The 21,741-nt window shown below is 58.5% G+C and carries 19 protein-coding genes and 1 pseudogene; 7 read left to right on the forward strand and 13 right to left on the reverse strand.

Translation table 11 applies throughout. From position 1 onward, the window contains the following. Positions 1-136 precede the first annotated feature (136 nt). Positions 137-844 (reverse strand): hypothetical protein, encoded by a 708-nt coding sequence (locus JOE33_RS19930; RefSeq protein WP_032614874.1) that lies wholly within the window; start codon positions 842-844, stop codon positions 137-139. 111 nt (positions 845-955) lie between these two features. Continuing rightward, on the reverse strand, positions 956-2,086 hold the full coding sequence (locus JOE33_RS19935) for an OpgC domain-containing protein (RefSeq protein WP_187625203.1): 1,131 nt from the start codon (positions 2,084-2,086) through the stop codon (positions 956-958). 294 nt (positions 2,087-2,380) lie between these two features. Here JOE33_RS19935 and JOE33_RS19940 point away from each other — a divergent pair, with 294 nt between their 5' ends. The 3 genes from JOE33_RS19940 (at position 2,381) to JOE33_RS19950 (ending at position 4,312) form a co-directional block, all read left to right on the forward strand. Next, a complete protein-coding gene (locus tag JOE33_RS19940; RefSeq protein WP_187625204.1) occupies positions 2,381-2,662 on the forward strand; it encodes a type B 50S ribosomal protein L31 in 282 nt (93 codons plus the stop codon). A gap of 151 nt (positions 2,663-2,813) precedes the next feature. Then, the gene (gene ddlA, locus JOE33_RS19945) at positions 2,814-3,905 is read left to right on the forward strand and encodes a D-alanine--D-alanine ligase (protein WP_187625205.1); all 1,092 of its coding nucleotides are present in this window, start codon (positions 2,814-2,816) and stop codon (positions 3,903-3,905) included. Next, a complete protein-coding gene (locus tag JOE33_RS19950) occupies positions 3,902-4,312 on the forward strand; it encodes an NUDIX domain-containing protein (RefSeq protein ID WP_057457065.1) in 411 nt (136 codons plus the stop codon). The genes ddlA and JOE33_RS19950 overlap by 4 nt, the downstream gene beginning before the upstream one ends. A 55-nt stretch (positions 4,313-4,367) precedes the next feature. On the opposite strand, the gene metR is transcribed toward JOE33_RS19950, so the two are convergent. Next, complete coding sequence (metR, locus tag JOE33_RS19955) at positions 4,368-5,285, reverse strand: transcriptional regulator MetR (RefSeq protein ID WP_122579545.1); 918 nt, start codon at positions 5,283-5,285, stop codon at positions 4,368-4,370. Positions 5,286-5,391: 106 nt separating this feature from the next. Between metR and JOE33_RS19960 the strand changes: the two genes are divergently transcribed. The 3 genes from JOE33_RS19960 (at position 5,392) to JOE33_RS19970 (ending at position 7,957) form a co-directional block, all read left to right on the forward strand. Next, a complete protein-coding gene (locus JOE33_RS19960; RefSeq protein ID WP_187625206.1) occupies positions 5,392-6,126 on the forward strand; it encodes a 5-methyltetrahydropteroyltriglutamate--homocysteine methyltransferase in 735 nt (244 codons plus the stop codon). A gap of 123 nt (positions 6,127-6,249) precedes the next feature. After that, on the forward strand, positions 6,250-7,242 hold the full coding sequence (locus JOE33_RS19965) for an alpha/beta hydrolase (protein ID WP_187625207.1): 993 nt from the start codon (positions 6,250-6,252) through the stop codon (positions 7,240-7,242). A 67-nt stretch (positions 7,243-7,309) separates the two neighbouring features. Beyond that, positions 7,310-7,957, forward strand: coding sequence for a DsbA family oxidoreductase (locus tag JOE33_RS19970; RefSeq protein WP_032614878.1), 648 nt, complete (start codon positions 7,310-7,312; stop codon positions 7,955-7,957). A 177-nt stretch (positions 7,958-8,134) separates the two neighbouring features. On the opposite strand, the gene JOE33_RS19975 is transcribed toward JOE33_RS19970, so the two are convergent. The 10 genes from JOE33_RS19975 to JOE33_RS20020 all read right to left on the reverse strand — a co-directional run bounded on the left by JOE33_RS19975 (position 8,135) and on the right by JOE33_RS20020 (position 20,911). Continuing rightward, positions 8,135-9,463: a sigma-54 dependent transcriptional regulator gene (locus tag JOE33_RS19975; protein WP_096103196.1), complete on the reverse strand. Its 1,329-nt coding sequence runs from the start codon at positions 9,461-9,463 to the stop codon at positions 8,135-8,137. Positions 9,464-9,473: 10 nt separating this feature from the next. After that, on the reverse strand, positions 9,474-11,381 hold the full coding sequence (locus JOE33_RS19980) for an ATP-binding protein (RefSeq protein ID WP_209924123.1): 1,908 nt from the start codon (positions 11,379-11,381) through the stop codon (positions 9,474-9,476). A 60-nt stretch (positions 11,382-11,441) separates the two neighbouring features. Further along, entirely contained in the window at positions 11,442-12,176 is a 735-nt protein-coding gene (locus tag JOE33_RS19985) for an amino acid ABC transporter ATP-binding protein (protein ID WP_003412939.1), read from the reverse strand. Further along, the gene (locus JOE33_RS19990; protein WP_002554865.1) at positions 12,173-12,838 is read right to left on the reverse strand and encodes an ABC transporter permease subunit; all 666 of its coding nucleotides are present in this window, start codon (positions 12,836-12,838) and stop codon (positions 12,173-12,175) included. The genes JOE33_RS19985 and JOE33_RS19990 overlap by 4 nt, the downstream gene beginning before the upstream one ends. After that, positions 12,839-13,585 carry an amino acid ABC transporter permease gene (locus tag JOE33_RS19995; RefSeq protein ID WP_003363624.1) on the reverse strand — a complete coding sequence of 249 codons (747 nt, stop codon included), beginning with the start codon at positions 13,583-13,585 and terminating at the stop codon, positions 12,839-12,841. Between the two features lie 130 nt (positions 13,586-13,715). Next, a complete protein-coding gene (locus JOE33_RS20000; RefSeq protein WP_003428827.1) occupies positions 13,716-14,630 on the reverse strand; it encodes a glutamate/aspartate ABC transporter substrate-binding protein in 915 nt (304 codons plus the stop codon). 347 nt (positions 14,631-14,977) lie between these two features. Continuing rightward, positions 14,978-16,516, reverse strand: a complete 1,539-nt coding sequence (gene glpD / locus JOE33_RS20005) for a glycerol-3-phosphate dehydrogenase (RefSeq protein WP_054993429.1) — start codon at positions 16,514-16,516, stop codon at positions 14,978-14,980. Between the two features lie 1,116 nt (positions 16,517-17,632). Then, positions 17,633-18,388, reverse strand: coding sequence for a DeoR/GlpR family transcriptional regulator (locus tag JOE33_RS20010; RefSeq protein WP_003363617.1), 756 nt, complete (start codon positions 18,386-18,388; stop codon positions 17,633-17,635). 99 nt (positions 18,389-18,487) lie between these two features. Beyond that, on the reverse strand, positions 18,488-19,993 hold the full coding sequence (gene glpK / locus JOE33_RS20015) for a glycerol kinase GlpK (RefSeq protein ID WP_010426632.1): 1,506 nt from the start codon (positions 19,991-19,993) through the stop codon (positions 18,488-18,490). 60 nt (positions 19,994-20,053) lie between these two features. Further along, positions 20,054-20,911: an MIP/aquaporin family protein gene (locus JOE33_RS20020; RefSeq protein WP_187625209.1), complete on the reverse strand. Its 858-nt coding sequence runs from the start codon at positions 20,909-20,911 to the stop codon at positions 20,054-20,056. 353 nt (positions 20,912-21,264) lie between these two features. Here JOE33_RS20020 and ybaK point away from each other — a divergent pair. After that, positions 21,265-21,736: pseudogene (gene ybaK / locus JOE33_RS20025) on the forward strand (Cys-tRNA(Pro) deacylase). The last annotated feature ends 5 nt before the right edge of the window (positions 21,737-21,741 follow it).

The following is a 21,741-nucleotide window of genomic DNA, read 5'->3' on the forward strand; positions in this document are numbered from 1 at the left end:
AAGCTTAAATATTCTGCCTGGAAACATCCAGGCAGAGTGTCTCTATTTCTGCAAGCAAGGCTGCTGCGCCTAACAAAAAATGCCTTTTCCTATTGCTGAAAGATTAGGACTCGGTAGAGTCCTAATCGTGTATAAATCAAGCGTGAGTGTCAATTATAGACCTGTGCTCATCCTCACGCTTCGGCGCATTACGCTCCACTTGATAAAGAATCGTGTTGATGAAATTGCCGATGTGGTTGCGGCTGAATACCTGTCCGTAGTCAATAATCTTGCTGTAATTCTCTAGGTTAAGCGTGTGGCGGTTGTCAAGTTTTTCCGTATATTGGTCTACAAGTTCCATGACGCTTTTAGCATTTTTACGTAGGTCGTCTTTCAGTGACTGACGCTCGTTCAACTTCTCGGTCAGATAGCTGAATTCTGCGGGGGTGAGTACGCCATCAGGATCTGTAACCTGAATCTCCTGATTGAAGCCCAGTGTGAAGCCAAAGTGCTTGTTTGACAGCTCCAGATTTAAATAAGGAAGCTGTTGTTTGAATTCGTGGTAATTGTCGAACATGCGGCACATTTCTGCGTTCGATGTTTTGATTAGCTCCTTCAGGTATTTGTCTCTAAGGTCATCAAGATCTTCTTTGGGAAGCATCTTGTAGAATGATGCAATTTCACCTCTTGAGTTTTTTGTTAGCCAAGGAGAGTCCTCATAGCGGTAGAACTCTTCATTAGGGTTGCGTTGTTTTATAGCCGGCTTTGCAGTTTCATTATTTGCGTTTTCAGGTGGCGCGGATGTACGACTGCTCAGTGTACCGAGCTGGCTCTGTAACGTTAGGATTGAAGAATTTATGTTCATGCCAAGGACTCGCCGGTAGTAAGTTAAATTGCTAACGGCAGTCCTCAGCAAAACTTGGCCTGATAAACCAGTAGGAAATTTCCGAGAGGGCACCCCACTGTGACGCTGTTCTCAAGTGGCCAAAAGCGTTGGCGATTTTCCCAACCGCTTATTCAACTCCAGCCCATTGGCCATCAACATCATCAATCCCAACCCGACAATCGCCGTCGTCACTTGCATGGGCCATGTATCGCCTGCCAGTGCATTGGCCATGTCTGCCAGTGGCGCGAGCAGGACGCCCAGGCAGAAGACTTCCAGCGAATAGCGGCCCATGCGACAGGTCTGGCGCGCGGGCCAGTTTTCAAGCCAGGTGCTTGAGGTTGGCAGCAGTCGCGCGACGACGTAGACCAAAGTAAGGAAGTGCAGTAATCGGGCTGGCGCAAGATCGGTCTTGCTGATCGGGTAAAGGCTTTCAAGGTGCAGGCTGGAGATCAACGCGGCGTGCAGGTCGGGCCATTTTTCGCTGAAGGTCAGGACTCCGGCGATCATCACGTAGAAGGCGGCCAGCATGAACAGAGGCTGTTGGCGCAACGGCGGGCGCTCAGCTGTTGTGGCTGTTTCACTGCGCAACGCGCACGCACCGCCGAGTACGAATAATAGTTGCCAGGCGACCGGGTTGAAGTACCAGACACCGCCGCCTTCGTAGGCGCGCAGGTTCCAGCCGAACAATGGCACCATCAGGTACAGGGCAATCGACAGGCCGACTGCCACCTCGAGTTTGCGCAGCATCAATGGCAGGGTCAGCGGCAAGGTCAGCAACAGCACGATATACAGCGGCAACGGGTCGGTCAGGTTCGGTTTGAAGCGCAACAGCAGTTCATCGGCCAGTGCCTGTTGCGGGTTGCCGACGAAGTATTCAAGGCCCATCTGCTGGACCATGTCGCGCGTTTCGACGTGATTGTTGGCGACGAAGACGATGCCCATCAGCAGGGTCAGCAGAAAGATGTGCACCACATACAGCACCCAGGTCCGGCGCAGGATCCGTACGCCAGCCACCAGCATGCCGTCACGTCGGGCGATCCGTCCGTAGGCCAGGATCGACGCGTAACCGGCGAGGAAAACGAAGATTTCCGCTGCGTCGCTAAAGCCGAAGTTGCGTACGGTCAGTTGCGCCAGGGGATTGTCCGGCACGTGATCCCAGAATATGAAGATCAGCGCCAGGCCGCGAAAGAAGTCGATTCGATGATCGCGTCCGTTATTCATAACGGTGGACTCTTGAAAGTGCTAATGAGTAAAGATAGGCCACAGAGGCTCAGGTTCCAGGCCAGCGACGAGTGACGTTCGGCGGCGCGGCAGGGTGCCGCTAATCGAGGGCAATTGCAAAGGCGCGATATTACAGAATGTCTCTGGGCCGGGCGGTCCAGTGGCTTCCCGCCGACAGCGGCGCCATGTGCGTGTTCGATCAACCTCACCGATGATGGCAATCAACAGCAATCATTCTCATCTTCCGTTATGTTACTGTATAACTATTCAAGTCAACTCACCGGAGAGATCACGATGAAGCCCGATATCCATCCTCAATACCGCACCGTGCTGTTCCACGACACCGCTGCCGACGTCTACTTTCTGATCGGCTCGACCGTAGATACAGACCGCACGCAAAAGCACACCGACGGCGCTACCTATCCTTATGTTGCGCTCGACGTTTCCAGCGCCTCGCACCCGATGTACACCGGGCAGCAGCGCAAGACCACCACCGAAGGCCGGATCGCGGGTTTCAACAAGCGTTTCGCCACCTTTGGCTCCGCTGGCAAGAAAGAAACCGCAGCCGCTCAATGAGTGGTCTGACCTCCCGGTCGTGGGCATTTCGCATGGATTGCCCACCACCGGGATTTTTTTGTCTGAATTTCAGGCCTACGGCCAATCATCTACTGGACTAACAGCCGACATTGCTTTTATCTTCGCGGCCTGAAAAACAGGAGTAACCGCTTTGAAAAAGTCAGTCGCCATCGTTTTCGGTGGGCAATCCAGCGAGCATGAGGTTTCGTTGCAGTCGGCACGCAACGTGATCAATGCGATTGATCGTGAACGCTATGCGCTGACCCTGATCGGCGTCGACAAGCTGGGCCGCTGGCTGCATTTCGACGAAGCCGATTACCTGCTCAATGCCACTGATCCTGCACGGATCAAACTGAGCGCATCAGGCAAGCCATTGTCCTTGCTGCCGGGCAGCATCGGTGGGCAGTTTGTCGAGGTCGAGTCAGGCCAGCCACTGGCAGCTATCGATGTGGTATTCCCGCTGATCCACGGCGTTTTTGGTGAAGACGGTGCGTTGCAGGGCCTGCTGCGCATGCTGGCCGTGCCCTTTGTCGGCGCCGATGTGCTGTCCTCTGCGGCCTGTATGGACAAGGACGTGACCAAGCGTCTGCTGCGCGATGCGGGCATTGCCGTCGCGCCGTTCAGGGTCTTGTCGCGTGGAGAAAGCCTCTCTTTCAAGGAGGCGGCCGAACAGCTGGGCCTGCCGATGTTCGTCAAGCCGGCCAACCAGGGTTCATCGGTGGGCGTGAGCAAGGTGTCTGACGAGGCTGGTTTCGTGGCGGCACTGGCGCTGGGTTTCGAGTTCGATCACAAGCTGCTGATCGAGCAGGGCATCGTTGGCCGGGAAGTGGAGTGCGCCGTACTGGGTAACTTCGATGCGCAGGTCAGTGTCTGTGGCGAAGTGATTGCCAATGATGAATTCTATGCCTACGACACCAAGTACCTGAACGGCGATCAGGCACGCATCGCCATCCCCGCCGAGATGCCTGCCGATCTGAGCGATCAGGTTCGTGACGTCGCGTTGCAAGCGTACAAGGTGCTGGGTTGCGCAGGGCTTTCGCGGGTCGATTTCTTCATCACCGAAGGACGCGACATCATCATCAACGAAGTCAACACGCTGCCGGGTTTCACCTCCATCAGCATGTACCCCAAGCTCTGGCAGGCCAGCGGTATGTCGTACGCCGAACTGATTCATCGCCTGATCGTTCTGGCGCTGGAACGGGCCGATCAGGCGCGTCTGCTGAAAACGGAGATCTTCGCATGAAGATCATCCGCATCGCGGCTGCGCTGCTGATCGGCGCAGATGGCCGGACCCTGCTGGTGCGCAAGCGTGGTACCCAGGCCTTCATGCAGCCCGGCGGCAAGATCGAGCCGGGTGAACCGGCAGCACAGGCGCTGGCCAGAGAACTCGAAGAAGAGCTCGGACTGATCGTCGATCCGGCGCAGGCGGTATTTCTCGGTGAGTTCACGGCACCCGCCGCCAACGAGCCCGGTTTCGAGGTCAACTGTCAGTTGTATGAGGTCAGGACAGACGCTCAGGCAGTGCCTGCCGCCGAGATCGAGGAAGTGCTATGGGTTGACGCGGACAGTCATGCGGGTTTGCAGCTGGCTCCGTTGACCCGCGATCTGATCCTGCCGCTGTATCTGAAGCGGCAGGCAGCACGTAGCTGAATGGCGCAGTCGTCCTGCATCGTGGTGCAGGACGACATTGTCAGCAAACCCCATGTCAGCGCACCACACTCACCCCGTCGAGCGTCGAAAACGAGGTGTCCTTGGCGGTCAGCAGGAAATCGCGCATGTACGGGGCGTCGAGCATGTCGGCGCGGATACCGGCGTAGAGCGTTGCAAACAGTCCTTTCTCGCCCAGCCGTTTGGCTTTTACATAGCCGCGTGAGCTGTATTCATGCAGCGCCCAGTGCGGCATGCCGCAGACCCCGCGCCCGCTGGCGACCAGTTGCATCATCATCACCGTCAGTTCCGATGTGCGTACCTGTGCCGGTTCGATGTCGGCGGGTTCCAGAAAGCGCGTGAAGATGTCCAGCCGGTCGCGTTCCACCGGGTACGTGATCAGCGTTTCAGTCAGCAAGTCTTCCGCAACGACGTAGGGCCTGGTTGCCAGCGCATGTTGGTTGGCTACCGCCAGCATCGCTTCATAGGTAAACAGCGGCACATAGGTGATGCCGGGCAATTCCAGCGGGTCGGAGGTCACCACCAGATCCAGATCGCCACGCGCCAGGGCAGGCAAGGGCGCGAACGAGAAGCCGGAAGACAGGTCCAGTTCGACCTCGGGCCAGGCATCGCGGAACTGGTCGATGGTCGGCATCAGCCACTGAAAACAACTGTGGCACTCGATTGCCATGTGCAGCCGTCCCGCAGTGCCGCCTGCCAGTCGGGCGATGTCGCGTTCTGCACTGCGCAGTTGCGGCAGCATGGAGTCGGCCAGTTGCAGCAGGCGCAAACCGGCGCTGGTAAACCGCACCGGTTTGGTCTTGCGCACAAACAGCGGCATGCCCATGCGCTCTTCCAGCTCCTTGAACTGATGGGAGAGCGCCGATTGCGTCAGGTGCAGGCGTTCGGCTGCTTCCACAAGGCTGTCGGCCTCGCGCAGGGCATGCAGGGTTTTGAGGTGACGTATTTCAAGCACGGTCAGTGCTCCATGAGCAGTATTTGTGATCAACACGAAAAAAATGAGTTTGTCTCATGTTGGGTCAGCTGTCGACAATAGCCCCATCTTTTATGGAGGACGCATCGTGGCCCTGACTCAACACCCTGACTATTTTCACATTGGCGCAGACCGTGAATTGCAGCACGCTCTGCAGGCTTTCTGGAAACAGGATCAGGGTGTTGCGACCACTGGTACCGAACTGCGCACCTGGTTGATGGCGCGTTATCCGCAGCAGGTACCGCACCTGAAACGCGACCAGCGTTTCCAGCCCGCTTGGGCGCCGCTGCTGGCGAGCGTCGGCGACGCCTGCGAGCAAGGCCGCAAACCTGCACTGATCGGCCCTCTGACACTGCTCTGGCTGAGTGCCGTTCAGGGTGATGAGGTGGATCGTCTTGACCTGCTGGAGCATCTGCTCCCTGTCTACGGCGAGATTTTCGGGCGGCTGGCTGCGCGTGGTGTCGAGTGGATCCAGATCGACGAACCGATCCTGGCGCTCGATCTGCCACTGGCATGGAGCAACGCCTTCGAACGTGCCTACCACATTCTCCAGTATTCGCCGTTGAAGAAGCTCATCGGCCTCTATCACGGTGACCTGCGGGCCAACCTGGGTGTCGCTACCTTGCTGCCGGTTGCGGGTTTGCATCTGGACAGCGTGACCGAACCGGAGCTGATGGCCCCGGTGTTTGATCGTCTGCCGGTTTACAAGGTCCTGTCCCTGGGCGAGTGCGATACGCATTCGAACTGGCACCATGAATCGTTGCTCGAAGCGCGCGCCCGTTTTGGGGAAAACCTGATGATGGCGGATCAGGTGGCCGCGTAACGCAACACTCGATTAACGACCGCTCAGCGCCATTCATCAAACTGTCACGCAAGTGTGGCAGCGCGCTTGGAAAAACATCATCAGACTCGCGGCCTACTGGGGTTCTGTTTTTTGGTGTTTTTCATGCGGGTTTTAATTTTTCTGGCCGCGCTTCTGTGCGGCTTGCGGTCTTTTGCGGCCGATCGTTGTGATACCGATGTTCCTGTACAGATGGCCGACCTCAAGGAAGTACGGATTGCCTACCAGAGTATTGGTAGCGAGTCCGACCCTGCCTTGCTGTTGGTGATGGGGCTGGGTGGGCAGTTGATTCACTGGCCGGATGAGGTCGTGGTCGCCTTGTGTCAGCAGGGCTATCGGGTGATTCGCTACGACAATCGCGATGTGGGTCTGTCTTCGTGGGTGCAACAGCCAGCCGATGCCAATCTGACGTTCGAAGTGCTGCGTTATAAACTCGGCCTGCCTGTCTCGGCGCCGTATTCCTTGACTGATATGGCCGACGATGCGCTGGGTCTGATGGATGCGTTGCAGATTCGCCAGTTTCACGTGTTGGGCGCGAGCATGGGCGGCATGATCGCCCAGCACCTCGCTGATCTGGCGCCATCCCGGGTCGAAAGCCTGACGCTGATCATGACCAGTTCGGGTGCGCAGGGTTTGCCTATGCCCAGTACCGCGCTGATGCAACTGTTGGCGCGTCGCGGCGCGCCCAACCGGGAAGTAGCAATCGAGCAGCAGGCCGATCTGCTTGCGGCGCTGGGCAGCCCGCAGGTCAAGGACGATCGCCAGCAGTTGCTGCATCAGGCGGCTGTTTCATATGACCGGGCGTTCAATCCCGAGGGCGTGAAACGCCAGATCATGGCGATTCTGGCCGAGCCCAGCCGCGTGGAGCTGCTGAACCGCCTGCGTCTGCCGGTACTGGTGGTTCATGGCACGGCTGACCCGCTGTTGCCAGTCATGCATGGTGTGCATGTGGCCGCGCACATTCAGGGTAGTCAGCTGCGCCTGATTCCGGGGTTGGCGCATCGTTTTCAGGAAGCCTTCAAGGCTCCGTTGCTCGGTGCAGTGCTGCCGTACCTTAAAGCCCAGCATGAAGACGGTCGCAACCTGGCTCAGTTGTAAGTCTGCCCGGTTGTCAGGCATGGGCAGAGGTGTATCGTGTGACCTTTGCTTACCGAAAAGGGCCGATATGACAACTGCACTGAAGATCGACTTCATCTCCGATGTTTCCTGCCCCTGGTGCGTCATTGGTCTGCGCGCGCTGGATCAGGCGCTGGAGGCGCTGGGGGATGAGGTGCAAGCGCACATTCACTTCCAGCCTTTCGAGCTGAACCCGAACATGCCTGCCGAAGGCCAGGACATCAAAGAGCACATTGCCGAAAAGTACGGCTCCACGCCGGAACAGATCGAGGGTATTCACGAGACCATTCGTGAGCGCGGTGCCGAGCTCGGCTTCACCTTTGCCAAGGGTGAGCGACGTATCTACAACACGTTCGATGCCCATCGGCTGCTGCACTGGGCCGAACAGCAAGGCAAGCAGCATGCGTTGAAGCAGGCGCTGTTCGAGGCGTATTTCAGTGACCTGAAAGACCCGTCCAATCACCAGACTCTGGCGGATGTGGCGCAGAAGGTTGGCCTGGACCGTCTGCGTGCCCAGGCCATTCTGGACAGTGACGAGTACACCACCGAAGTTCGCGAGGCGGAGCAGCTCTGGACGTCTCGCGGTATCACGTCCGTGCCGACCATGGTCTTCAACGATCAGTACGCCGTCTCGGGCGGTCAGCCGGTCGAGGTATTCGTCAGCGCGATCCGCCAGATTGTCAGCGAATCAAAGTAACCCGCTGGCTGCGCAGGATCGGACGCAGAGCGTCCGGAACGGCATGCCCACGCGGAGCATGGGCACGATAATGTTAGAGCACTGATCGTTCCGCACGCTCCAGCGTGGGAATGCATTGGATGGCGCTCTGCGTCACAGATCTGCGCTACACCGCACCCTCAAGATCGGGCGCAGTGCTCAAAGCCCGTATTTCTTGACCTTGTCAAACAGTGTGGTCTTGGCCATGCCCAGTTCCTGGCTGGCCTGGCTGAGGTTGCCGCCGCTGCGTTGCAAGGCGTCGCCAAGCAGAGAGCGTTCGAAGGCTTCGACCGCTTCGGCAAACCCCAGGCTCTGGTTTTCACTGACCGTGCCTGACTGCTTGAACGCTGGCAGGCCCAGGGCAAAGCGCTCGGCGACGTTGCGCAGTTCGCGTACATTGCCTGGCCAGTCGTGGCTCATCAGGTTCGAGCTGGTCTGCCGATCCAGCACGGGCGGTTCGCGATCAAAACGTAACGACGACAACTGCAGAAAGTGTTCGAACAGCTGCAGAATGTCTTCGCGGCGTTCACGCAAGGGTGGCAGTTCAAGCGTGACGACGTTCAGGCGGTAGTACAGGTCGCTGCGGAACTGATTGGTCTTGCCCAGGGCATTCAAGTCGGATTTGGTCGCCGCTATGACCCGGCAATCCACGGCGACGCTCTGGTTGGAACCCAGCCGCTCAAGGGTTCGCTCCTGCAGGACGCGCAACAGTTTGATCTGCAGATTGACCGGCATGCTTTCCACTTCATCGAGAAACAGCGTGCCGTTGTGCGCGTGCTCGATCTTGCCGATGCGCCGCTTGCCCGCGCCGGTAAAGGCGTTGGCTTCGTGGCCGAAGATTTCCGACTCGAACAGGCTTTCCGCCAGCCCGCCACAGTTGAGCGCCACGAACTGACTGTCCTTGCGCCGGCTGAAGTCGTGCAGGCAGCGTGCGACCAGTTCCTTGCCCGTGCCGGTTTCGCCTTCGATCAGCACGTTGGCCGAGGTGTCGGCGACGTTGGCAATCAAGGCACGCAGGTTTTGCATGGCCGGGGAGCGGCCGATGATCCGGCCTTCCAGCGAATCGCGCTCGGCCAGTTGCTTGCGCAACGCCCACACTTCACGGGCCAGCCCGCGTTGTTCCAGTGCGCGCCGGGTGACGTCGACCAGACGCTCGGGCGAAAAGGGTTTTTCCATGAAATCGTAAGCGCCATCACGCATTGCGTTGACGGCCATAGTGATGTCGCCGTGGCCGGTGATCAGCACCACCGGCAGGCTGCTGTCACGGGCCTTGAGACGGCTCAGCAACTCCAGCCCGTCGATGCCCGGCAGGCGAATGTCGCTGATGACGATACCGGCGAAGTTGTCACCGATGCGCTTCAAGGCCTCTTCTGCGCTGGAAACGCCCTCGCTGGCGATGTCTTCCAGCGCGAGGGCCTGCTGGCAGCCGAGCAATACATGCGGATCGTCTTCGACGATCAGGACAGTCAGGTCGCTGTTTATGCTCATGGGTGTCGTCTCATGTCGGGCTGTCCGGGTGGCGGGCATCGGGAATGAACGGCAGGCTCAGGACAAACGTTGTTCCGCCGTCCTCCGGATGCTCTGCGCTCAGGCTGCCGCCGGCTGCGGCGGCAAGGCTCGCCGACAGCGTCAGGCCCAGCCCCAGGCCTTGTTCGCCCGGTTTGGTGGTGAAGAAAGGTTCAAACAGATGCTTGCGCGCCTCGGCGTCGACGCCGTGCCCGTTATCACGCACCCGCAGACGGTATCGGCCGTCGACAACCGACCCGGCGAGCCATACCTCCGGTTGCTGCTGGTCGAACATGGCATCCAGTGCGTTGCCGATCAGGTTGACCAGAATCTGCTCCAGACGGGTCTGGTCGATGGTCAGCGTGGCATCGACGAAATCTCGATGCAGCGTCAGGCCTGACTGCTCCAGACGCACACCCAACAACTGCGCCGCCGCATCGACAGCCTTGCTCAGTTGCGCCTGGCCCTGATCGTCGCCGCGCCTGGCGAATGCGCGCAGGCTGGCGGTGATGCGGCCCATGCGGTCGACCAGATCATTGATGGTGCGCAGGTTGGTACTCGCGGTGTCCAGCGCACCTCGCTCCAGAAAGCGCACGGTGTTGCCGGACAAGGTGCGCAGTGCGGCCAGAGGCTGGTTCAGCTCATGCGCGATGCTGGTCGACATCTGGCCGATGGCGGCCAGCTTTCCGGCCTGGACCAGCTCGTCCTGCGCCTTGCGCAAGGTGTCTTCAGCCTGCCTTCGTTCACGAATCTGCGCCTTGAGGCGTTCGTTGCTGGCCCGCAGGTGTTCGGTGCGTTCGGTGATCTTGCGTTCCAGCTCGTTGTTGGCAGCCTGTAGCGCTTCCCTGGCGGCAAGCCGGGTCGAGATCACCTTGCGCCGCTCGTTCCAGGCGATCAGCAGAAAGGTCACCAGCGCGCAGGCCACGGCGACCAGCATGCCCTGATTGGCCGCTTCACGGCGCAGATCCTCCAGCGGGGTAAGCAGTGTCAGGTGCCAGGCGGTATCACTCAACGGGCGGCTCTGGGCCAGATAACTGACCTGTTTGTGTTCGCGGTCGACACTGATGTTGGCGGGGAACACCAGCGTTTCGACGCCTTCTGACAGGGTTTCCCGTTCCAGTGGCACCAGTTCGTCGAGCGGCCACCAGTAATATTGCAGGCTGCGAGCCAGACGCTCCTTGACCTCGGCAGTGAGCGGGCGCACTGATTTCAGACGCCGGGCCGGGTCGCTGGAGAGGATGATGATGCCATTCTCGTCGCTGACAAACGCCTCCAGCCGCGCCCTCTGCCAGCGTTCTTCGAGTGCTTCGAGGCGTACCTTGATCACCGCAACGCCGATGATGCGGCCTTTGTCCTCCAGCCCATGCGCCAGGTAATAGCCCGACTCGCCCGTGGTGGTGCCGATGCCGTAAAAACGTCCGGGCAGGCCGCGCACGGCGTCCTGAAAGTAGGCACGGAAAGACAGGTCTTCACCCTGATAACTGTCGGTGTCGCGCCAGTTGCTGGTGGCCAGCACACGTCCGGTGGTGTCCATCACGTAAATGGCACGACTGCGGCTGCGTCGATTCAGCCCTTCGAGGTAGCGGTTGACCTGCTGCTGAAGCTCGGGTCCCGGTTCGTTCAGCAACTGCGACACGCTGGACTCCAGCTCCAGCACGCTGGGCAGGTAGGTGTATTTGCTGATTTCGCTCTCGACCGTGCGGGCGTGAAGCTCAAGCTGGCGCTCACCGGTTTCGCGCAGGCCCTTGATGGCGCTGTGTTCACTGACCAGATAGGCGATATAGCCCAGCCCGATCATCAGCATGAGGATCAGCGGCGGTAAAAACACTTGACGGATCAGACGGGGTTTCACGGCGAGTGATGGCGGGGCGGCGCGATAAAGAGTGGGGTCGCATTTCATCACAGTCGTCCTGGACCGAACAGCTGCCCGCAGATGAGCGGGCAGCCGTTAAAGTACTGCCTAGTGCTGGAGAATCTTGGCGAGGAATTGCTGGGCACGTTCCGAGCGTGCGCTGACGTCACCGAAAAACTCTTCCTTGGCGCAATCTTCGACGATCTGTCCCTTGTCCATGAAAATCACCCGGTTGGCGACTTTGCGAGCGAAGCCCATTTCGTGGGTCACGCACATCATGGTCATGCCTTCATGAGCCAGTTGCACCATCACATCGAGCACTTCATTGACCATTTCCGGGTCGAGCGCGGACGTGGGTTCGTCGAACAGCATGACCACCGGGTCCATCGCCAGCGCCCGAGCGATGGCGACACGCTGTTGCTGCCCACCGGAAAGCTGACCGGGGTGCTTGTGCGCATGCTCGGAAAGGCCGACGCGGTCCAGCAGCTTCAGACCCTTCTCGGTGGCTTCGGCCTTGCTGCGGCCCAGCACCTTGATCTGTGCGATGGTCAGGTTTTCGACAATGCTCAGGTGCGGGAACAGTTCGAAGTGCTGAAACACCATGCCAACCCGCGAGCGCAGTTTCGGCAGGTTGGTCTTCGAGTCGGAGATCGATGTGCCGTCGACGACGATATCGCCTTTCTGAAACGGTTCCAGTGCGTTCACGCATTTGATCAGGGTCGATTTGCCGGAGCCGGACGGGCCGCACACCACAACCACTTCGCCCTTGCTGACCTCGGTGCTGCAATCGGTCAGTACCTGGAAGTCCCCATACCACTTGTTGACGTTTTTTATGGAAATCATACGGCAAACCTTTTTTGCAGACGCTTCACCAGCAGCGAGGCGGCAAAGCTGATCGTGAAATACACCAGACCGGCAATGATCAGGAACTCGTTGGCGCGCCCGATGATGTCGCCACTGGAGCGCGATGCGTTGAGAAAATCGACGAGGCCGACGGTGTACACCAGGGAGGTGTCCTGAAACAGAATGATGCTCTGTTGCAGCAGCAGCGGGGTCATCTTGCGAAACGCCTGGGGCAGGATGATCAGTCGCATCATCTGCGAGTAGTTCATGCCCAGCGCCTGAGCAGCGCCCATTTGTCCCTTGGAGATCGACTGCACGCCGGCACGGACGATTTCGCAGAAGTACGCGGCTTCGAACATCATGAAGGCCACGACGCAGGAGGCGAACGCACCGATGGGCGTGTCTTCACCGGTAATCCAGCGCAGCACGAACGGCACGGCCAGATAGAACCAGGTGATCACCAGCAGCAGCGGGATCGAACGAAAGTAGTTCACGTAGGCGCCGGCCACATTGGCCAGCAGCTTGTTCGATGACAGGCGCATCAACGCCAGCAGCGTGCCCAGCACCAGGCCGCCGACAACACCCATTGCCATCAGCTTGAGGGTCATGACCATGCCGTTCCACAAGCCGGGAATGGCTGGAACGATTCCAGTGAAGTCCATTTATTTGCCCCCCAGTGAGATGAGTCCCGGTACGGCGACTTTCTTCTCGATCACACGCATCAGCAGCATCAGGCTCATGTTCAGCGTGAAGTAGATGAGGGTCGCGAGGGTGAAGGCTTCGAACAGGTTGGCGGAAAACTCGGCAGTCTGTTTGGTCTGCGCGAGCAGCTCCATCAGGCCGATCAGCGACGCGACCGATGAGTTCTTGAACACGTTCAGGAATTCGGAGGTGAGCGGCGGGATGATGATCCGGTAAGCCTGCGGCAACAACACGTTCCAGTAGATCTGTGGCAGCTTGAAGCCCATGGCGCGTGCGGCCGATTCCTGGCCCTTTGGCAGTGCTTCAATGCCGGTACGCACCTGTTCGCAGACCCGTGCAGCAGTGAACAGGCCGAGACAGACCACCACGCTGAGAAACGCGGAGGTGGTCGGGTTCAGGTCTTGCTTGTACCACTCCTGCAGGTTTTCCGGCAGCAGGTCGGGCACCAGAAAGTACCAGATGAACAGCTGCACCAGCAGTGGCACGTTACGGAAAATTTCCACGTATACCGTGGCGATACCCGACACCAGACGGTTTGGCACGGTGCGCATGACGCCCAGCACCGAACCCAGTATCAGGGCAATGATCCAGGCAATGACAGCGATGGCGATGGTCCAGCCCAGACCGGAGATGAACCAGTCCAGATAGGTCTCGCTGCCGACGCCGGTGGACTTGAAGAATACGCCCCAGTCCCAGTTGTAATTCATCAGGGTCTCCCCCTCTTTTTCTATTTATATCGAGATGCACGCACTGTCGTCAGTCGAGAGTGACCAGGCGATCCCGGGCAGGCTTTGCCCGCCCGGGATACCGTCAGTTCAGACTGGCAGGACTGGTCACTCAGGCTTTCTTGTCGTCAGCCGCTTTGTCGGTCGGGTTCTGAATCAGCTCCTTGAGCTTGTCGCTCATCGGGAAATTCAGGTTCAGACCTTTCGGAGGGACAGGGGACATGAACCACTTGCTGTAGATGGCGTTGATGTCGCCCGACTTGTAGGTAGCGACAATGGCGTCATCCACGGCTTTCTTGAACGGCGCATCGCCCTTGCGAACCATGCAGCCGTAGATTTCGTAGGATTGTGCCGTGCCGGTCACTGCCCAGTCGTCCGGCTTCTTGGCCTTGGCCATTTCGCCTGCCAGCAGCGCGTCGTCCATCATGAAGGCGACTGCACGGCCGGACTCGAGCATCTGGAACGATTCACCGTGGTCTTTGGCGGAGATCACGTTCATGCCCATCTGCTTGTCAGCGTTCATCGCCTTGAGGATGCGCTCGGAAGTGGTGCCAGCCGTGGTCACGACGTTCTTGCCTTTCAGATCGTCGAAATCCTTGTAGCTGGAATCCTTTTTCGACAGCAGGCGCGTGCCGACTTCAAAGATGCCGATGGAGAAATCGACCTGCTGCTGGCGCTCGGCATTGTTGGTTGTCGAGCCACATTCCACATCGACGGTACCGTTCTGAACCAGCGGGATACGGGTCTGCGACGTCACCAGGTTGTACTTGACCTTGAGGTCAGGCATGTCCAGGTCTTTCTTGATGGCTTCGACGATTTTCAGCTGGATATCGTGGGAGTAGCCCATCGGCACGCCAGAGGCATCAGCGATGTAGGAAAACGGGATGGAGGCGTCACGATGGCCCAGCGTGATGGTGCCGGATTCCTTGATCTTCTTCAGAGTGCCAGTCAGTTCGGCGGCGAAAACCGGCGTGCTGATCAGAGCGGCAGCGATTGCTGCGCCCAACAGGTGGGGAACGATGCGCATGGTTGAGTCCTTGATTTCATTTTTATTGATGGGGCCGTAATCAGAGTGGGCCCGCTTCTTGGCGAATGCTTCAACGGCGTCCACATCCAGACACACGCCCTTGTCGAAACGCTCGGTGCAGAATGTAGAGCATGAGTCGTGCCAGGCGGTTTTAAGAAATCAACATGCTGAATTTAAAAGGATTTTTTGTAGATCGGCTCTGCTGCTGCGGATCAAGGCGTCCGGGAAGCCGAATAAGGCGGGGTCAATTGTTCGGAAAACCGAATGGAATGTGTTGCGCGGGAGGGGAGCAGCAAGGAGAGAAGCCTGTTCACCGCGCGGTGGGTGAACAGGTTGCGGGCGGATTATCAGGCAGCTTCGAAAGAGGCTTTATTGCGCACCACTGTTTCCAGGTAGCTGCTCACGGCGGCCTGCTCCTCAGGCGTGGTGAACAAGCCGAGTTTGGTGCGGCGCCACAGGATGTCTTCGATGCTGGTGGCCCATTCCTGATCGCACAGGTAATCGACCTCGCGGGTATATAGGCCTGCACCCAAATGCTGACCAAGGTCTTCCAGGCTTTGCGCACCCTCCAGCAAGCGCCAGCTGCGGCTGCCGTAAGTGATCGACCAGCGCTTGGCGATAGGGGCTGGCAGCCAGCTGAATCGACGGGTCATGTCTGCTGCCAGCGCTTCAGCAGTGGTCATGTCTTCGCCACCCGGCAGGGCAGCCTTGGCCGTCCAGCTAGGTTTCATCTGTTTGAAGAACGGTGCCAACTGCGCCATCGCCGACTCGGCCAGTTTGCGGTAGGTAGTCAGCTTGCCGCCGAACACCGACAGAATCGGTGCTTCGTCAGCGCCACCTGACAACGAAAGCGTGTAATCACGAGTGATGGCAGAAGGATTATCCGACTCGTCGTTGCACAGCGGGCGCACGCCAGAGAACGTATGGAGCACGTCTGCGCGACTCAACTGTTTCTTGAAGTGGTCATTGGCCACCTTCAGCACGTAATCCATCTCGCCTTCAGTGATATCCACCTTGTTCGGATCGCCCTGATACTCACGGTCGGTGGTGCCGACGATGGTGAAGTGTTCCAGGTACGGGATCGTGAACACGATGCGCTTGTCTTCGTTTTGCAGAATGAACGCGTGCTCACCCTCGTACAGTTTCGGCACGATCAGGTGGCTGCCTTGAATCAGGCGGATGCCGTAAGCCGAGTCGAGCTTGAGGTCTTCGCGGATGAACTTGGCCACCCACGGGCCTGCCGCGTTGACCAATGCCTTGGCATGGATCGAAAACAGGCTGCCGTCGCTGCGTTCCAGGTGCAGATGCCACATGCCCTTGATACGACGGGCGCTGACACAGCGGGTCTGAGTATGAATGTGCGCACCGTTTTCACGAGCGGACATGGCATTGAGCACCACCAGACGCGCATCGTCTACCCAGCAGTCGGAATATTCGAAACCGCGAGTGATGCTCGAGTTGAGCGGGCTGTCCGCACCGAAATGAATGGTCCGCGAGGCTGGCAGCTTTTCGCGCTTGCCGAGGTTGTCATAAAGAAACATCCCGGCACGAATCATCCAGGCCGGACGCAGGTGCGGACGATGAGGCAGCACAAAGCGCATGGGCTTGACGATATGCGGTGCTTTGGCAAGCAGCACTTCGCGTTCTGCCAGTGCTTCACGCACCAGGCGGAACTCGTAGTGCTCCAGATAGCGCAGGCCACCATGGATCAGCTTGCTGCTGGCCGAGGACGTGTGGCTGGCCAGGTCGTCCTTTTCGCACAGAAAAACCGAAAGGCCGCGACCGGAGGCATCCGCTGCGATACCGACACCGTTGATGCCACCGCCAATAACGGCAATGTCGTAGACCTCTGAGAGGGGCGGGGTTGGCACGTTGGTGTGGGGCATTGGTGGCCTCCTGGACAATTCGTGAGCAGTGCTCGAAAGGCGAATCTGAACATTAATGTTCACTTTCGAAAATAATAGCTCAATAAAATGACCCTTGCTAGCACGTATCGATTGAAAATACTGATGGCTGAATCAGAAAAAGAACAAATATGAACATTGTAGGGCGGGATTTGTAGCCGGGAGGATCGGTGCACGGCCTGCCGGAATTGCTTTGCGTCACAGGTCTGCGCTGCGCCTTTGAGGCAGGAGAGGACGCAGAGCGTCCAGAACCGCATGCCCACGCGGAGCATGGGCACGATAGTGTTCTTCGGGGCACCTATCGTTCCTCGCGCTTCAGCGTGGGAGTGCTTGGATAACGCTCTGCGTCACGATTTTGTGTTGCGCCTCTGAGGCATGAGAGGACGCAGAGCGTCCAGAACTGCATACCCACGCGGAGCATGGGCACGAGGGTGTTCTTGCGGACACCTATCGTTCCTCATTCTCCAGCGTGGGAATGCTTTGGGTGACGCTCTGCGTCACTATTTCGTGTTACGCCGCAGAGGCAGGAGAGGACGCAGAGCGTCCAGAGCGGCATGCCCACGCGGAGCATGGGCACGAGGGTGTTCTTCGGGGCACCTATCGTTCCTCGCGCTCCAGCGTGGGAGTGCTTGGATAACGCTCTGCGTCACGGTTTTGTATGGCGCCGCTGAGGCATGAGAGGACGCAGAGCGTCCAGAATTGCATACCCACGCGGAGCATGGGCACTAGGGTGTTCTTGCGGACACCTATCGTTCCTCATTCTCCAGCGTGGGAATGCTTGGATAACGCTCTGCGTCATGATTTTGTGTTGCGCCGCTGAGGCAGGAGAGGACGCAGAGCGTCCAGAGCGGCATGCCCACGCGGAGCATGGGCACGAGGGTGTTCTTGCGGACACCTATCGTTCCTCACGCTCCAGCGTGGGAATGCCTTGGGTGACGCTCCGCGTCACAGATGCGTGCCGCGCCATACAGACACAAGTCTTGTGGGAGCGAGCTTGCTCGCGAAGAGGCCGGTACAGACTCCAGAAAATAGGGCGCTCGATACACCGTCTTCATGAGCAATGCGGACCGCCGCGCGAACACCGCTCGCGCCTGACAATCACACCACTTCCAGACGAATCTTGTGCTGGTTCAACAGTTGCTGCAGCGCGGGCACGGGTGGCTGGTCGGTGACCAGGCAATCTATGAGGGTGATCGGTCCCAAGCGGACCATGGCATTACGTCCGAACTTGCTGGAGTCAGCCGCCAGCAGCACTTTGCGTGCGTTGGCGATGATCGCCTGGGACACCCGCACTTCCTGGTAATCGAAGTCCAGCAGGCTGCCGTCTTCGTCGATGCCACTGATACCCACCAGGGCAAAGTCCACTTTGAACTGGGTGATGAAGTCGATGCTGCCCTGGCCCACAACACCGCCGTCACGCCGCACATTACCGCCTGCTATCAGCACTTCGAAATCATCCTTGGTGCTGAGGATCGACGCCACATGCAGGTTATTGGTGATGATCTTCAGGTTGTTGTGGTTGAGCAACGCACGTGCGATGGATTCGGTGGTGGTACCGATATTGATGAACAACGAGGCGTTGTCCGGGATCTGCGCGGCGATGGCCTCGGCGATCCGTTGTTTTTCGTCGCGCATCTGGTCCGCACGCATGGCGTAGGCGGTATTTTCGATGCTCGAGTCATAGGCTGCGCCGCCATGGTAGCGGCGCAACAGGTTCATTTCCGCCAATTGATTGATATCACGGCGAATGGTTTGTGGGGTCACGACGAACAGCGTCGCCATCTCCTCGATGCTGACATAACCACGGTCACGGACCAGTTCGAGGATCTGTTGTTGGCGGGGAGGCAGGTTCATTGTTTTTCCTTGGGCGCCCTCTACAAATGGCGCCCATCATGCCGCAGGAAAGTGCAACCTGTCAGCCGGAATCCTGCTCCCCTCCTTACAACAGCACTGTCACTCTTCGTTTTCGTGTGGTTCCCAGTCACGAGTACGCGCGACTGCTTTCTGCCAGCCTGCGTAAAGTTTTTCGCGATGTGCTTCTTCACAGGAAGGTTCGAACACGCGCTCGATCACGGCCTTGTTACGCAGCTCGTCCAGGCTGCTCCAGAAACCGATCGCCAGACCGGCCAGGAATGCTGCACCCAGTGCCGTGGTTTCACGCATTTGCGGACGCTCGACATGAGTGCCGAGGATGTCTGCCTGGAACTGCATCAGGAAGTTGTTGGCCACTGCACCGCCGTCCACGCGCAGCGACTTAAGGCGTTCGCCGGAGTCCTGTTGCATGGCGTCGAGCACGTCGCGGGTCTGATAGGCGATGGATTCCAGCGCTGCGCGAATGATGTGATCGACTTTTACGCCACGGGTCAGGCCGAACAATGCGCCGCGTGCGTAGGGGTCCCAGTAAGGTGCGCCGAGGCCTGTGAACGCCGGCACCAGGTACACGCCGTTGCTGTCCTTGACCTTGCTGGCGAAGTATTCGGTGTCCAGCGCGTCATTGATGATCTTCAGTTCGTCGCGCAGCCACTGTACGGTCGAGCCTCCGTTGAAGACCGCGCCTTCCAGTGCATAGGCCACTTCACCACGAGGGCCGCAGCCGATGGTGGTAAGCATGCCGTGCGCCGACTTCACGGCTTTCTTGCCGGTGTTCATCAGCAGGAAGCAGCCGGTGCCATAGGTGTTCTTGGCCTGGCCCGGTTCGACACACATCTGGCCGAACAACGCCGCCTGCTGGTCGCCTGCGATACCGGCGATCGGGATGCCGCTCTTGCTGTGGCCGTAAACTTCGGAGGAGGCTTTGACCTCAGGGAGCATCTCGCGCGGGATGTCCAGCACGTCGAGCATGCGCTGATCCCATTCCAGTGTATGGATGTTGAACAGCATGGTCCGCGAGGCGTTGGTGTAGTCGGTGACGTGCACCTTGCCGCCGGTGAATTTCCAGATCAGCCAGGTATCGATGGTGCCGAACATCAGCTCGCCTTTGCGGGCGCGCTCGCGGCTGCCTTCAACGTTGTCCAGGATCCACTTGACCTTGGAGCCGGAGAAGTACGGGTCAATCACCAGACCCGTGGTGTCCTTGATGTACTCCTCAAGACCGTCGCGCTTGAGCTGCTGGCAGATCTCGGTGCTGCGGCGGCACTGCCAGACGATTGCATTGTAGATAGGGCGGCCGGTGTCGCGCTCCCAGATGACCGTGGTTTCACGCTGGTTGGTGATACCGATGGCAGCGATCTGGTTGTGGTGCAGATCGGCCTGCGCCAGTGCCTTGGTCATGCACGCAGTCTGGGTGGCGAAGATTTCCATCGGGTCGTGTTCGACCCAGCCTGCCTGCGGGTAATGCTGGACGAATTCGCTTTGGGCAGTGCTCACCACGTTGGCGTCGCGGTCGAAGATGATGGCGCGCGAGCTGGTGGTGCCCTGGTCAAGAGCAATGATGTAGTTCTTGTTCTGTGTGTCAGTCATGTCGATTGCCTTGCATTATTGGGTGGGATTCAGTTGTGTGAGATTCAAATTGAGTGATATTCAAGATGAAACCTGAACTTTGCCGCGAACCACAGGAGCCTCTTTTTCATTTTCAACAGGAGCGGCGCTTGGCAGATGACGCGCAATCAATGCGCGGTAGCCAGCGGCACCAAGGCAGGCACCCAGAATGGGCGCAAAAATCGGAACCAGGAAATAAGGAATGTCACGACCGCCGGTAAAGGCCATTTCACCCCAGCCAGCGAAGAACGTCATCAGCTTCGGACCGAAGTCACGCGCCGGGTTCATGGCGAAACCGGTCAGCGGGCCCATCGAGCTGCCGATTACGGCTACCAGCAGGCCGATCAGCAAGGGTGCCAGCGGGCCGCGCGGCAAACCATTGCTGTCATCGCCCAAGGCCATGATCACACCCATCAGAATGGTGGTGATGACCAATTCGACCAGAAAGGCCTGACCGACCGAAATGGCCGGGTTTGGATACGTCGAAAACACCGACGCCAGTTCAAGGCTCTGCACGCTGCCGCGAACGATATGGTGAGCATGTTCGAAGTCGAAAAAAAGGCTGATGTACAGCAGGTACACCAGACCCGCTCCGCAGAACGCGCCTGCGACTTGTGCCGAGATATAGAAGGGTAATTTACGCTTTTCAAACCCGGCGAACAGACTCAGCGCGATGCTGACGGCCGGGTTGAGATGGGCACCCGAAATGCCGGCGCTGAGGTAGATCCCCATGCTGACGGCAATGCCCCAGATGATGCTGATTTCCCAAAGGCCGAAGGTGGCTCCCGCGACCTTGAGCGCTGCAACGCATCCTGTGCCGAAAAAAATCATCAGGGCGGTGCCAAGAAATTCAGCCACACATTGCCCGGTGAGCGTCGGTTGTTTTAGTGCGATGGACATGGATACCTCATTTTTTGTTTTTGTCTCGGCACCCTGAGACAGGCGTGGGTGCTCGTTATTCGTGCGTCTCAGAAAAAACCCCATTTCTGATCGCCGATGCGAGTTATACCGAAAAACCGCTTTCGATAATATTCGTAAACGAAAAAATATAGACAAGAAACAACGCTGTCAAAGGTCGGAACCGAACGGTCAGAAAATCGCCAGTAGCCCGCAAAGACCCCGCAGGACCGCTTTATCCGGGTGAATTCAGACTGTTTTCAAAAGGCCGTCAGTGTCGCAGGTGGCGTGAATCAAGGCATGTTCACTTTACTTCGCTTAAAGTGACGGGCATTCGGAACCCTTTGGAGCGCTGCATGACACCCGCACTGGATTTGCTGAAAAAAAACCGCGCCGAACATCGCATTCACAGCTATGAACATGATCCGAAAGCGCCGTCATATGGGCTGGAGGCAGCGGAAAAGCTGGGTCTGGAGCCTGCACAGGTTTTCAAGACGCTGCTCGCCAGCACCGAAAAAGGCGAGTTACTGGTGGCCGTCGTGCCAGTCGTCGGAACACTTGATCTGAAGGCTCTGGCAGCAGGCTGCGGGGGCAAAAAAAACCGAAATGGCCGACCCGGCCGCGGCACAGCGCTCGACGGGATACCTGTTGGGTGGCATCAGCCCCTTGGGCCAGAAAAAGCGTCTGCGTACCTTTATCGACGAGACCGCGCAGCGTTTTGCAAGCATTTATGTCAGTGCCGGGAGGAGGGGGCTCGAGGTCGAGCTTTCGCCAGCGGTGCTGGCTGAGCATACCCAGGCCAGGTTTGCCCCAATCGGCAGGGAATAACCTGC

Origin of the sequence: Pseudomonas sp. PvP027 (assembly GCF_017833005.1) — a bacterium.
Classification (GTDB): Bacteria; Pseudomonadota; Gammaproteobacteria; order Pseudomonadales; family Pseudomonadaceae; genus Aquipseudomonas; species Aquipseudomonas congelans.